The organism is Brevibacterium sp. CS2 (assembly GCF_005280295.1).
GTDB lineage: Bacteria > Actinomycetota > Actinomycetes > Actinomycetales > Brevibacteriaceae > Brevibacterium > Brevibacterium pityocampae.
Window position 1 is genome coordinate 2,314,943 of sequence record NZ_CP040020.1, and the last position, 11,896, is coordinate 2,326,838.

Annotated in this window: 12 protein-coding genes, 1 tRNA gene and 1 pseudogene; 10 read left to right on the plus strand and 4 right to left on the minus strand. The window is 70.6% G+C overall.

Translation table 11 applies throughout. The annotated features are described in order from the left end of the window. The first annotated feature begins 146 nt into the window (after positions 1 to 146). From FDF13_RS10395 to FDF13_RS10410, 4 genes are all read left to right on the plus strand, one after another. The gene (locus FDF13_RS10395; RefSeq protein WP_175407044.1) at positions 147 to 875 is read left to right on the plus strand and encodes an amino acid ABC transporter ATP-binding protein; all 729 of its coding nucleotides are present in this window, start codon (positions 147 to 149) and stop codon (positions 873 to 875) included. Positions 876 to 884: 9 nt separating this feature from the next. Then, positions 885 to 1,796, plus strand: coding sequence for a glutamate ABC transporter substrate-binding protein (locus FDF13_RS10400; protein ID WP_137319586.1), 912 nt, complete (start codon positions 885 to 887; stop codon positions 1,794 to 1,796). Between the two features lie 102 nt (positions 1,797 to 1,898). Continuing rightward, positions 1,899 to 2,561 carry an amino acid ABC transporter permease gene (locus FDF13_RS10405; RefSeq protein ID WP_137319587.1) on the plus strand — a complete coding sequence of 221 codons (663 nt, stop codon included), beginning with the start codon at positions 1,899 to 1,901 and terminating at the stop codon, positions 2,559 to 2,561. After that, positions 2,558 to 3,388 (plus strand): amino acid ABC transporter permease, encoded by an 831-nt coding sequence (locus FDF13_RS10410; RefSeq protein ID WP_137319588.1) that lies wholly within the window; start codon positions 2,558 to 2,560, stop codon positions 3,386 to 3,388. The genes FDF13_RS10405 and FDF13_RS10410 overlap by 4 nt, the downstream gene beginning before the upstream one ends. Positions 3,389 to 3,460: 72 nt before the next feature. Here FDF13_RS10410 and FDF13_RS10415 read toward each other — a convergent pair whose 3' ends face one another. Next, a complete protein-coding gene (locus tag FDF13_RS10415; RefSeq protein ID WP_137319589.1) occupies positions 3,461 to 3,967 on the minus strand; it encodes a thioesterase family protein in 507 nt (168 codons plus the stop codon). A 213-nt stretch (positions 3,968 to 4,180) separates the two neighbouring features. Here FDF13_RS10415 and FDF13_RS10420 point away from each other — a divergent pair, with 213 nt between their 5' ends. Then, positions 4,181 to 4,498, plus strand: a complete 318-nt coding sequence (locus tag FDF13_RS10420; RefSeq protein ID WP_137319590.1) for a GNAT family N-acetyltransferase — start codon at positions 4,181 to 4,183, stop codon at positions 4,496 to 4,498. 10 nt (positions 4,499 to 4,508) lie between these two features. On the opposite strand, the gene FDF13_RS10425 is transcribed toward FDF13_RS10420, so the two are convergent. Further along, complete coding sequence (locus FDF13_RS10425) at positions 4,509 to 5,852, minus strand: transglycosylase family protein (protein ID WP_137319591.1); 1,344 nt, start codon at positions 5,850 to 5,852, stop codon at positions 4,509 to 4,511. 279 nt (positions 5,853 to 6,131) lie between these two features. Next, a tRNA-Asn gene (locus tag FDF13_RS10430) sits at positions 6,132 to 6,204 on the minus strand. Between the two features lie 199 nt (positions 6,205 to 6,403). Here FDF13_RS10430 and FDF13_RS10435 point away from each other — a divergent pair. From FDF13_RS10435 to FDF13_RS10445, 3 genes are read left to right on the plus strand one after another with little or no spacing between them, the layout of a single operon-like run. Further along, complete coding sequence (locus FDF13_RS10435; RefSeq protein ID WP_175406954.1) at positions 6,404 to 7,312, plus strand: DMT family transporter; 909 nt, start codon at positions 6,404 to 6,406, stop codon at positions 7,310 to 7,312. 46 nt (positions 7,313 to 7,358) lie between these two features. Next, positions 7,359 to 8,555: a glycosyltransferase gene (locus tag FDF13_RS10440; protein WP_137319592.1), complete on the plus strand. Its 1,197-nt coding sequence runs from the start codon at positions 7,359 to 7,361 to the stop codon at positions 8,553 to 8,555. Positions 8,556 to 8,595: 40 nt separating this feature from the next. Next, complete coding sequence (locus FDF13_RS10445) at positions 8,596 to 9,180, plus strand: flavin reductase family protein (protein WP_217494853.1); 585 nt, start codon at positions 8,596 to 8,598, stop codon at positions 9,178 to 9,180. 62 nt (positions 9,181 to 9,242) lie between these two features. Here FDF13_RS10445 and gluQRS read toward each other — a convergent pair whose 3' ends face one another. Next, positions 9,243 to 10,148, minus strand: a complete 906-nt coding sequence (gene gluQRS, locus FDF13_RS10450) for a tRNA glutamyl-Q(34) synthetase GluQRS (RefSeq protein WP_137319594.1) — start codon at positions 10,146 to 10,148, stop codon at positions 9,243 to 9,245. A 194-nt stretch (positions 10,149 to 10,342) separates the two neighbouring features. On the opposite strand from gluQRS, the pseudogene FDF13_RS15635 reads away from it, so the two are divergent. Together FDF13_RS15635 and FDF13_RS15640 are read left to right on the plus strand one after the other, a co-directional pair. Next, positions 10,343 to 10,699 (plus strand): annotated as a pseudogene (locus FDF13_RS15635) (MFS transporter); the annotation flags it as partial. A gap of 178 nt (positions 10,700 to 10,877) precedes the next feature. Beyond that, entirely contained in the window at positions 10,878 to 11,816 is a 939-nt protein-coding gene (locus FDF13_RS15640; RefSeq protein ID WP_368074037.1) for an MFS transporter, read from the plus strand. Positions 11,817 to 11,896 lie beyond the last annotated feature (80 nt).

Sequence of the window (11,896 nt, forward strand, 5' to 3'; positions counted from 1 at the left end):
ATAACGGATGCGTCTCGATTCGGGACCAATGACCGCCATTCGGGGTCGGAGTGACCTGCACCACGTGCAGGGTGTTTATTGTGATCCACATGACAGCTGATCCGAACCCCGCGCAGACCTCCCCGCAGCCTGCTCCCGGCCGGCCGCTGGTGGAGATCACGAACGTCGACAAGCACTTCGGCGAGTTCCACGCGCTCAAGGACATCACCCTCACCGTGCACCACGGCGAGGTCGTCGTCGTCATCGGCCCGTCGGGCTCCGGGAAGTCGACGCTGTGCCGCACGATCAACAGGCTCGAGACGATCGACAACGGCACGATCACCATCGACGGGAAGGTCCTCCCGGAGGAGGGTGCCCAGCTCGCGCAGCTGCGCTCCGACGTCGGCATGGTCTTCCAGTCGTTCAACCTCTTCGCCCACAAGACGATCCTCGAGAACGTCACGCTCGGCCCGATCAAGGTGCGCAAGCTGGGGAAGGCCGATGCCGACGCCCTCGCGATGGACCTGCTCACCCGGGTGGGCGTCGAGCACCAGGCGCAGAAGTTCCCCGCCCAGCTGTCCGGCGGCCAGCAGCAGCGCGTCGCGATCGCGCGAGCACTGGCGATGAAGCCCAAGGTCATGCTGTTCGACGAACCGACCTCGGCGCTCGACCCGGAGATGATCAACGAGGTCCTCGACGTCATGGTCGAGCTCGCGCAGGACGGCATGACCATGGTCGTCGTCACCCACGAGATGGGATTCGCGCGCAAGGCGGCGAACCGGGTGGCCTTCATGGCCGACGGGGAGATCGTCGAGGTCGCGGAGCCGGAGACCTTCTTCACCGCTCCGAGGTCCGAGCGGGCCAAGGACTTCCTGTCCAAGATCCTCACCCACTAAGGAGACACCATGAAGAAACTGCACACTCTCCTCGCGGCCTCGGCCGCCGGCATCCTGGCGCTGAGCGCCTGCGGTCAGAGCGGCACCCCGGAGACGGGCGGCGGAGGCGGCGAAGGCGGCGGCGACACCGCTGCCGAGGCGCCCCAGTACGAGGTCGCATCCGACGTCGACCTCGCCGACAGCCCGACCTGGTCCGCGGCGAACGACGCCGGGACCCTCAAGGTCGGCGTGAAGTTCGACCAGCCGGGACTCGGCAACAAGGACGCCACCGCCGATGCCCCCGAGGGCTTCGACATCGAGATCGCCAAGATCACCGCCGCCGCGCTCGGCTTCGAGCCCGACCAGATCGAATGGGTCGAGACCGTGTCGGCCAACCGCGAGCCCTTCCTCCAGCAGGGCAACGTCGACCTCGTCGTCGCCACCTACACGATCAACGACGAGCGCAAGGAGGTCGTCGACTTCGCCGGACCGTACTACGTCGCCGGTCAGGATCTCCTCGTGGCCGAGGACTCCGAGATCGCCGGACCGGACGACCTCGCCGGAACCACCGTGTGCTCGGTCGACGGCTCCACCCCGGCCCAGCGGATCCAGGACGAGTACGGCGACGCCGAGCTCGTCACCTACGACGCCTACTCCAAGTGCGTCGAGGACCTGCAGACCGGCAACGTCGACGCGGTGACCACCGACGACGCGATCCTCCGCGGCTACGCCGCGCAGTACGAGGGCGAGTTCAAGGTCGTCGGCGAGCCCTTCTCCGACGAGCCCTACGGCATCGGCCTGCCCAAGGACGACCAGGCCCTGCGCGACGCGGTCAACGATGCGCTCGAGCAGGCAGGGGAGGACGGCACCTGGACCGAGGCGTTCGAGTACACCCTCGGCGACTCCTCCGGCGTCGAGCAGCCTGCGGTCGACCGCTACTGATCCGTGCCCGCGCGAGTGCTCCCGGGTGAGGGTCGACGGCCCTCACCCGGGGCGCCTCGGGCGGACCTCACCCAGCTTGACCGAACCGAAAGCTGATCGCCCGTGTCATTCCTCGATATGACCCAGCTGTTCCTCAGCGGCACGTGGGGAACGCTGAGACTCTTCCTCCTCACGCTCGTGGGCTGCCTGGTCCTCGGCACGATCCTCGCCGCGATGCGGGTCTCACCCACTCCCGTGCTCCGGGTCACCGCCCACACCTACGTCAACGTGGTGCGCAACACGCCGCTGACCCTGGTGATGTTCTTCTGCGTGTTCGGCCTGCCCTACCTCGACATCCGGTTCGCCGAGAGCGCCGGACTCAACTCGATGATCCTGGCGACGATCGCGCTCATCGCCTACACCGCCTGCTTCGTCGCCGAGACCCTGCGCTCCGGCATCGCCACGGTGCCGGTGGGGCAGGCCGAGGCGGCCCGCGCGATCGGTCTGACCTTCGGCCAGACCCTGTCCACGGTGGTGCTCCCGCAGGCCGTGCGCACAGTCATCCCGCCGCTCGGCAGCGTCATCATCGCGATGCTCAAGAACACCTCGATCGCGTCGGCGTTCAACAACCGCGAACTCATGTCGGCGATGCGCAACGCGATCGAGCTGCGCGGCGACCTCGTCATCACGATCCTGCTCGCCACGGCCGTCGTCTACCTCGTGCTGGCGCTGATCCTCGGCCGGGTGTTCGACCTCCTCGAGAAGAAGCTGGTGATCCTCCGATGAGCGCGCCCACCCAGGTCCTCTTCGACGCCCCGGGCCCCAGGGCGCGGCGGAACAACGTCATCATGTCCGTGGTGTCGGTGCTCGTGCTGCTCGGCATCATCGCGTTCATCGTCTGGAAGTTCTACGACGCCGGCCAGCTCGAGCCGAACCGGTGGAGCCCCTTCACCTACACCGGCATCCAGCAGGTGCTGCTGCGGGGGATGGGCGCCACCCTGTCCGTCGCGGCGGTCGCGACTCTGCTCGCCCTGGCCGTCGGACTCGTCTTCGCGCTGCTGCGCCTGGCCCCGACGCGCGCGATCTCGCTGCCCTCGACGATCGTGCTCGAGGTGTTCCGCGGCGTCCCCGTGCTGCTCCTGATCTTCGCGACGTTCATGATCTTCGGCAACCGGATCGGACCGTTCTGGTCGGTGGTCATCGGGCTCACGCTCTACAACGGCATGGTCATCGCGGAGATCATCCGTGCCGGCATCCTCGCCGTGCCCAAGGGGCAGCGCGAGGCGGCGATGGCGATCGGTCTGCGCAGCTCCCAGACGATGGGTCTCGTGCTCCTGCCGCAGGCGCTGCGGGCGATGATGCCGACGCTCATCGCCCAGGTCGTGGTGCTGCTCAAGGATTCCGCGCTCGGCTTCATGGTGACCTACCAGGACCTGCTCTACCAGGTCAACGCGATCGGCCGCCAGTACAACAACCTGCTCCCGACCTTCATCGTCGGCGCGCTGCTCTACATCGCCATCAACATGATCGTCGCCGCGTCCGCGCAGTGGCTCGAGCGCCGCCTGCAGTCGAAGACCGCCGGGGGCTCGGGCCCGGCGAACGCCATCGACTGACGACGCGGCGTCGAGCGACGACGCGGCGCCCCCGGGCGGGAGGTGCCGGACCGGGGTGCCGCAGGGGTCGTGTCAGCGGCGGACGCCCATGGCCCCGCACACCGGGGCGGGCCAGCCGAGATCCCCGTCGGCGGCGACGGCGGCCTCGAGCGCCTCGCGGAACTCCTCGGGGAACGCCGCGGCCTTCCGGGCGGTCATGTCGACGTGGACGAGCACGACCTCGAACACGGTCGCGACCCGTTCGCGCTCCCGGTCGAGGATGAGGGTGATGAGGTGCACCGACTTCGGACCGACGTCGACGCAGCGCACATGCGCGCTGAGCCGCTCTCCGAGGCGCAACTCGCTGAGGTAGGTGAGGTGGTGCTCCGTGGTGAACAGGCCGGTCGGCGGCTCGGCCTCATAGAGTCGCTGCAGGCCGAGTCCCTGGCAGAACTTCCACGCCGCCTCGCCGCCGATGTCGAAGAAATGGCTGATGTTCATGTGCCCGTTCTCGTCGATCCAGTCCTGGGGGACGGTCGCCTCGAGCACGGTGGGCAGGGCATCGACCTGGGCGAAGGTCGGGGTGGTGAAATCGGCCACGGGGGCTCCTCGTTCGTCTCGGCGGCATCGGCAAGCACTGTCGAATATATCGGACCCGATGGCGGCGGTGCGTGCAGCGTCCACGGTGAGCGCACCGCGGGCCTCATCGAGCCGCCGGGGGAGTGATGCCCGTCGGAGGGTCCGCCGGGGCAGCGGTGGGTGCGGATAGACTCGGGGCCATCAGCCCGCCTGCGCTCGGAAGGGGAGCCGCCCATGAGCACACCTGAGATCGTCACCACGCCCGTCGAGGTCCTCGACAACCTCACCCACGATCGGTTCGAGCTCTGGGCCTCCGAGCCGGAGCGCACCTTCGTCGGCTTCCTCGGCTACCGGCTCGAGCGGCCCGGGGTCTACGACCTCCAGCACACGATCATCTCCGAATCCTTCGGCCGCCAGGGGTACGCGCGCACACTCGTGACGAAGGTCCTCGACCAGCTCCGGGAGCGCGAGCAGCGGATCGTGCCCACGTGCTCCTACGTGCAGCGCTACCTCGAGCGCTTCCCGCAGTACGCGGACCTCGTGGAGTCCTGAGCCCCGCCGCTCAGCGGATGCCGAGCTTGCGGGTGCATGCCGGCCAGGCGCCCCAGCCCTGGACCTTCTGCACCTTCTGCGCGATCTCGATCTGCTGCTCGCGGGTGGCGAGGTGCGCGTTCTTCGCGTACTTGTGGCCGCCGAACGCCTTCCATGTGCTCGCGGAGAACTGCAGGCCGCCGTAGTACCCGTTGCCGGTGTTGATCTTCCAGTTGCCTCCCGATTCGCACTGCGCCAGGCGGTCCCACACCGGGTCGATCGTCGTGTAGGTCTTCAGGCCGCCCTGGAAGCGCTGTTCCCACCTGCCGCTGCCGACCTTGCGCTCACTGCCGGTGGGATAGCCCCAGGAGCCGTTCTCCCAGCCGGCCTTCGCCCACTGGCGCTGCATGCCGCCCTTGGTGGCGTGCGCACCGGTCTTCGGCGACCAGTGGATCTGGCCCTTCTGGAACTTCTGATAGCAGCCCCCGCCCTTGAGTCCGCAGCGTTCTCCGGAGGTCGGGTAGCCGAGGTCGCCGGTCTCGTGGCCGTTCCAGGCCCAGGCCCGGGCGATCGCGCCGGTGGTCGCCCGTGCACCGGTCTTCGGTGACCAGTGCACCTCGCCCTTCTGGAACCGCTGGTAGCAGCCGCCGCCGTTCAGGCCGCAGCGCTCGCCGGTCACCGGGTAGCCGAGCTTCCCGCTCTCGAATCCCAGCCGCGACCAGGCGGTACGGATCCCGCCCTTGGTCGGGTGCGCACCGGTGCCGCTCGACCAGTGGATCTGGCCCTTCTCGAACCACTGGTAGCAGCCGCCGCCCTTGAGGCCGCAGCGCTCGTTCGACGTGGGGTAGCCGAGCTTCCCGCCCTCGTGCCCGGTCCGGGCCCAGGTGTTCGCGATCGCGCCGAGGGTCGCATGGGCGCCGGTCTTCGGCGACCAGTGCACCTCGCCCTTCTGGAACCGCTGGTAGCAGCCGCCGCCGCGCAGACCGCACCGCTCGGCGGTGGTCGGACGGCCGAGGTCGCCGGCGGCGCCGCCGAGGTCGTGCCAGGTCGAGGCGATCGCACCGCGCACCGCGAACGCGCTGGTGCCGGAGCTCAGTGCATCGCCGGCCGGCGCCTCGGATGCGGGATCCTCGGGAGCGCTCCCGTCCGCTGTGTCATCGGATCCGGCACCCTCGTCCGGGGCCTCTTCGGGCTGAGCGCCCTCGTCCGGGGCGTCTTCGGGAGCGCTCGGGGGAGCGGTCGTCGCCTCCGCGCTCGGTCCGGTGTCGGTCGAACCGAGGCCGGCCGCGGAGGCCGAGGCGATGCCGAGCTGGGCGGTCATGGCGAGTGCGGCGACGGCGACCGCCGTGCGCCGTGCGAGATCGGTGATCCTCATGATGTGGTCTCCGTCGGTCGGATCGCGATGTGCACCTCGGGCGGGTTCTCGGCCACCGGCGGCACGCGTGGAAGATACGTTACGGTATCTTAACCATAAGTGCGCAGTAATGTCACAATGTCGCAACACTGACATAATGTGATGCGCCACTGGGGGAGGCCACACCTCGCGGTGGAAATGTGCGGGGGCGCCGGAGCCCGACTCGACGAGGGACAAGGCGGCCTGCGAACGCGAAGCAGGCGGGACCCGGAGAAATCCGGATCCCGCCTGCTCGGTGTGCTCCCCCGGCTGGGCTCGAACCAGCGACCCTTCGATTAACAGTCGAATGCTCTGCCAACTGAGCTACGGAGGAATAGCGTGCGTGGTGCCGCACGCGAGAGACCACTCTAGCACCGGGCCTGCCAGAGGTCCAAGCGGATCGGAATGGCGTGGATCACAGCCCGGGGGAACCTGCCCGACGACCCTGGGGTTTTCCGCCGACCTGCCCGTGAACCCCCGGTTTCCGGCTCTTCGGGACGGTGCCCGGCGTCCCGCCTGCTTAGACTGTCGGCGTGACCCCTCTCGCCATCGTCCTCGCAGTGCTCGCCGCCGTCGGCCTAGCCTTCGGCGCGATGTACCAGCACCGTGGTGTGGCCGACGAGGACGATCACCCCGCAGGATTCCGGCTCGGGACCTTCCTGCGCCTGCTCCGCAACCGGACGTGGCTGCTCGGCCTCCTGTGCCTGGGGCTGGGCACCGTCGCGAACGTCGTCGCCCTCTCGCTGGCCCCCGTCATGGTCGTCCAGCCGATCGGTGCGGTCTCCCTCCTCATCTCGATCCTCCTCGCCGCCAGCTACCGCGGACTGCGGATCACCCGTCGGATCTCGCTGGCCGTCGCGGTCTGCGCGCTCAGCGTCGCCGCCTTCGTCGCGGTGTCCGCGAGGATCGCGAGCACCCGCCTGCACGTGGGGGAGGAGTCCCACCCGGTCGCCTGGATCGCCTTCGCGCTCTCCGCGGTCTTCCTCGTCGTCGTCCTGGCCTGGCGGCGTCCGCCGCAGCTGCTGCTCGTGCTCGGTGCCGGTCTGCTCTTCGCCTGCGTCGCCACGACCACGCACCTCGTGAGCAACCAGCTGTTCCAGGCCGGCCCCGGCGCGGTGTCGCTGCTCAACCTCGTCGCGCTCGTCGTCGCCGCCGCGATCGGGACCTGGTTCGTGCAGGCGGCGTACTCCGCCGGCCCGCCGGAGATGGTGATCGCCGGTCTCACCGTCGTCGACCCGATCTTCGCCGTCGTCCTCGGCTCGGTCGTGCTCGGGGAGGCCGCCGGCGCACCGCCGCCCGTCGTGCTCCTCATGTCGGCCTCCGGAGTGGTCGCCTGCGCCGCCGTCGTTGTATTGTCCCGATATCACCCGGACGTCAACGAACGGGAGCGCGCCCGGCGCGCCTCCCGGGCCGTCTTCGCCGCGACAGGATCACGCGTCTGAGCAGGGCTCCCGCCCGCCTCCACGCCCGGAAGGACACGCACCGGACATGGCATTCCCGCCACCGCTGACCATCTGCATCCCCGCCGAGACCTATGCCCCCGAGGTCAATGGAGCCGCGAAGTTCACCGAGCGCCTCGCCGCCGGACTCGCTGCGCGCGGTCATGAGGTCCACGTCATCTGCCCCTCGCCCACCGGTGTGCCGAGCACCGACCGGGAGGACGGGGTCGTCGTCCACCGCATCCGGTCCCATCGCTGGTACTTCCACCCGACCTGGACGATCTGCATGCCCTGGGAGACCAAGCCCGCCGTCGCCCGGCTGCTCGACGACATCCGCCCCGACGTCGTCCACACGCAGGCGCACTTCGTCATCGGCCGCTACGCGTTCTCCGAGGCGCACCGCCGCGGCATCCCGGTCGTCGCGACGAACCACTTCATGCCGGACAACGTGCGGCCGTATCTGCCGGTGTCCGGTCCGGTCGTCGACGCTGCGACCGCCGCGGCCTGGTGGGACCTGCGGCGCACGTTCCAGTCCGCCGAACACATCACCGTGCCCACGCAGCTCGCTGCGGACCTGCTCACCGAGAACGGTTTCGACCGGCCCATCCAGGCGGTGTCGTGCGGGATCGACCTGTCACGCTTCCGCCGGGCGCAGGAGGGGGTGGGCCCGGGCGTCGGCGGGTCGGACGCGGCCCCGACGGTGCTGTTCGTCGGTCGGCTGTCGAAGGAGAAGCACATCGACGACATCGTCCGTGCCCTTGCCCGCACCGACCCCGGCCTCGGCCTGCGCGCGGTGATCGTCGGCACCGGCGACCAGGAGCCGGCACTCCGCTCGCTCGCCGCCGAGCTCGGTGTCGCCGACCGGGTGGAGCTGCGCGGCAAGGTCGACGACCGGGAGCTCGTGCGCGCCTACCAGGAGGCGACGTTCTTCTGCCTGCCCGGCACCGCGGAACTCCAGAGCATCGCCACCCTCGAGGCGATGTCCTCGGGAAATCCCGTGGTGCTCGCGGACGCGGTGGCGCTGCCCCACCTGTGCGAGGACGGCGTCAACGGATTCCTGTTCCCGCCGCGCGACGTCGACGCCCTCGCCGAGCGCTTCACCCGCCTGTGCCGGATGCCCGCGGCCGAGCGCGCCGCGATGGGAGAGGCCTCCCAGACCACGGCCGCCCGGCACGACATCACCCGCACCCTCGACGCGTTCGAGGACATCTACCGGAAGGTCATCGATGAGCCCCGTGCCGCCTGAGCACCCGACCCCCGGCACGCGCGGTCCGGGGTCCCGGCCCATGCGCACCTTCGAGGCCGCCGACCTCGAGGCGACCCGCCGCCTCATGTACGGGCTCGTCGTTCCCCGCCCGATCGCCTGGGTGACGACGGCGGACGCGCACGGGCGCACCAACCTCGCACCCTTCAGCTTCTTCACGGTGGTGTCGACCCGCCCGGCGATGATGGGCCTGGCGATCACCCCGGACCACACCTCCGAGGTCCACAAGGACACCTGGCGCAACCTCGACGCCACCGGAGAGCTCGTCATCCACTCGGTGTCCGAGGCCGATGCGCAGGCGATGCACGCGAGCTCGCGCCCGCTGCCGGCCGAGCACAGCGAGATCGCCGAGCTCGGGCTCGCCACCGAACCGAGCGAGCTCGTCGCCCCGCCGCGGCTGTGCACGGCGGACTCGGCGCTCGAGTGCCGGGTGGAGACACGGCTGCGGCCCGGCCAGGAGGAGTTCTTCGTCGTCCGCGTGCTGCGCGCCCACGTCGCGCAGGCGCTGAGCGACGCGGCGGGGCACATCGACATCCCGGCGCTCGACCCCGTGGCCCGGGTGGGGCGTCACTACGCGCACCTCGCCGAGCACTACCGACTGGGCTGAGGACCGCCGCGCCGAGCGCCCTCGCACTGCGCAGTCCCGCTCCGCCGACGGGATGAGTCCGCTCAGTCTGCCGGCGGGGTGAAGACGACCGGCTCCGGGGCGAGGCGGCCGAGATCGAACTCCGCCAGCGCCTGCTCCATGCCGGACCACGGTCCGAACCCGCAGGACCGCCCGAGCCACGCCCACACGTCGAAACCGAGCGCGTCGAGCTCCCGCAGCGTGACCGCGCCGTCCCGCTTGGCCAACCGGGCGCCGGACGGGGCGAGGACGAGCGGCACATGGACGTATCGGGGCACTGCGAAGCCGAGCAGCGCGGCGAGGTGCGCCTGGCGCGGCGCGGAGCTCGCGAGGTCGTCGGCGCGGACGACCTGGTCGATGCCGGTCTCGCCGTCGTCGACGACGACGGCGAGGTTGTAGGCCACCACCCCGTCCCCGCGCCGGAGCACGAAATCGTCGACCGCGCCGGTGACGGGCCCGAGGAAGTCGTCGTCGACGGTGACCGACTCGTGAGCGGTGCGCAGGCGGACGGCGGGACGGCGACCCTGCTCCCGCAGCCGGGCCCGGGCGGTCCGGCGCGTGGTCTCGCCGAGGTCCCGGCAGGTGCCCGGGTAGGCGCCCGGGGGAGTATGGGGCGCCGAGGGGGCGGCCTGGATCTCCTTCCGCGAGCAGTAGCACTCGTAGGTCAGACCGCGCTCCGCGAGCGCGGCGAGGTGCGCGGCGTAGCGGTCCGTGCGTGCGGACTGGACGAGCACCGGCGGGTCGACGTCCACCCCGAGCGATTCGAGGTCGGCGCGCTGACGCTCGGCGGCACCGTCCTGCACCCGGTCGAGGTCCTCGACCCGCCAGCGGAACACCCGGCCCGTGGTCCGCGCACAGAGGAACGCGAGCACCCCGGTGCGGATGTTGCCGAGGTGGAGGTCGCCGCTCGGGCTCGGCGCATAGCGGCTTAGCAGGCGTGCGGGGCGGATCCGGGACGGGGTCGGCGGGGGCCTGCGGAGCGACGGACATGGCGTCCACTGTAGCGTCGGGCGGCGCGGGCGCGGACCCGTCTTTGCCCCGCCGCTGAAGCGGGTGTACGAATGAGGGAATGAGCTCCCACCCGGAACCGCGGCTGACGGACGTCCAGCGGACGGTCCTCGCGATCACCCTCGTCCCGCTCTTCATGTCGCTGCTGAGCGTGTCGATCGTCAATGTCGTGCTGCCGTCGATCGAGACCGGGCTCGGGGCGAGCGCCTCGGGCCTCCAATGGGTGCTCACCGGATACACGCTGGCCTTCGGGGTCGTGCTCGTCGCCGCCGGCCGGGCCGGAGACCTGTTCGGGCGCGCACCGATGTTCGTCGTCGGCGTCGCGCTGTTCGGGCTGTCCTCGCTCGTCGCCGGATTCGCCCCGAACGAGGTCGTCCTCAACATCGCGCGCGTCACCATGGGGATCGGCTCCGGATTCCTCAATCCGCAGACGGTGGGGCTCATCCAGCAGTACTTCCAGGGAGCGCAGCGCGGCCGGGCGTTCGGCATGTTCGGCGCGGTCGTCGGGATCTCCGTGGCGATCGGCCCGGTGCTCGGCGGGGTGCTCGTCGCGCTGCTCGGCGCCGACTGGGGATGGCGCTCCTCGTTCCTCATCAACGTGCCATTCGCCGTCGTGTCGATCCTCTTCGCCGTCCGCTCCCTGCCGGCCTCCGCATGGCGCGCCCTGCCGGATGCCGACGCCGCATCGCCTGACACCCCCGGCGCCCCGGCCGGTACCGAGGAACCCGCCCCCGGGCTACGCCGCACCCCGCCGGCTGGCACCCGCGGACCGCGCCCCGGCCCGCCGGCTGCCCGACCTCGACCCGGTCGGCATGGCGCTCCTCGCACTCGGCACGCTCGCGGTGATGATCCCCTTCCTCCAGTTCTCCGCCGGACCCTGGGTGTGGTCGATCCTCGGCCTCGGCGTCCTGCTCGTGCTCGCGTGGGTGCGCTGGGAGGCGGCCTACAAGCGGCGCGGGCGCGCACCCATGGTCGACCTCCAGCTGTTCGCCACCCGCTCCTTCGCCAACGGCTCGCTGCTCATCGCCCTCTACTTCATGGGGATGACGAGCGTGTGGGTGGTCTGCGCGATCTTCCTCCAGTCCGGGCTCGGCCGCACCGCGCTCGAAGCCGGGCTCGTCGGGCTGCCCGCTGCGATCCTCTCCGCGTTCTCCTCCGGTATCGCCGGGCGCCACGTGTTCCGGATCGGGCGGCCGATCGTGCTCGGCGGGATCGCGATCCTCCTGGTCGGACTGGTGACGAGCATCCTCGTCGTCGTGCTCCACGACCGCGCCGGCACAAGCATCTGGTGGCTCCTGCTCACCCTGTCCTTCGTCGGGCTCGGCCAGGGGTCGACGATCAGCCCCAACCAGACGCTCACGCTCGCCGACGTCCCGCTGCGCTACGCCGGCTCGGCCGGCGGAGTGCTCCAGACCGGGCAGCGGATCGGCACCGCGATCGGGCTCGCCCTCATCACCGCGGTGTTCTTCGCGGTGCAGGGCCAGGCCGGCTGGACGGCGGCCTTCGTCGCCGCCTACCTCGTCATCATCGCCATCGTCGTCGCCTCCGGCGTCGTCGGGATCGTCGACCAGGTGCAGGCCCGCCGTGCCGGGAGGAGACCCGGCGCGTAGCCCGCGGCGTCGTTCACCTGTCCGAAACCTCGTTATGGTGGTCTGTGGTCAGCCCGGTCAGCCGGGGACCGCCCACCGGA

What these genes read in the sequence shown, in the direction of transcription:
- FDF13_RS10400 (WP_137319586.1), top strand. Translation starts at nt 885, where the DNA reads ATGAAGAAACTGCACACTCTCCTCGCGGCCTCGGCCGCCGGCATCCTG.
- FDF13_RS10410 (WP_137319588.1), top strand. Translation starts at nt 2,558, where the DNA reads ATGAGCGCGCCCACCCAGGTCCTCTTCGACGCCCCGGGCCCCAGGGCG.
- FDF13_RS10420 (WP_137319590.1), top strand. Translation starts at nt 4,181, where the DNA reads ATGAGCACACCTGAGATCGTCACCACGCCCGTCGAGGTCCTCGACAAC.
- FDF13_RS10425 (WP_137319591.1), bottom strand. Translation starts at nt 5,852, where the DNA reads ATGAGGATCACCGATCTCGCACGGCGCACGGCGGTCGCCGTCGCCGCA.
- FDF13_RS10440 (WP_137319592.1), top strand. Translation starts at nt 7,359, where the DNA reads ATGGCATTCCCGCCACCGCTGACCATCTGCATCCCCGCCGAGACCTAT.
- FDF13_RS10445 (WP_217494853.1), top strand. Translation starts at nt 8,596, where the DNA reads ATGCGCACCTTCGAGGCCGCCGACCTCGAGGCGACCCGCCGCCTCATG.
- FDF13_RS15640 (WP_368074037.1), top strand. Translation starts at nt 10,878, where the DNA reads ATGCCGACGCCGCATCGCCTGACACCCCCGGCGCCCCGGCCGGTACCG.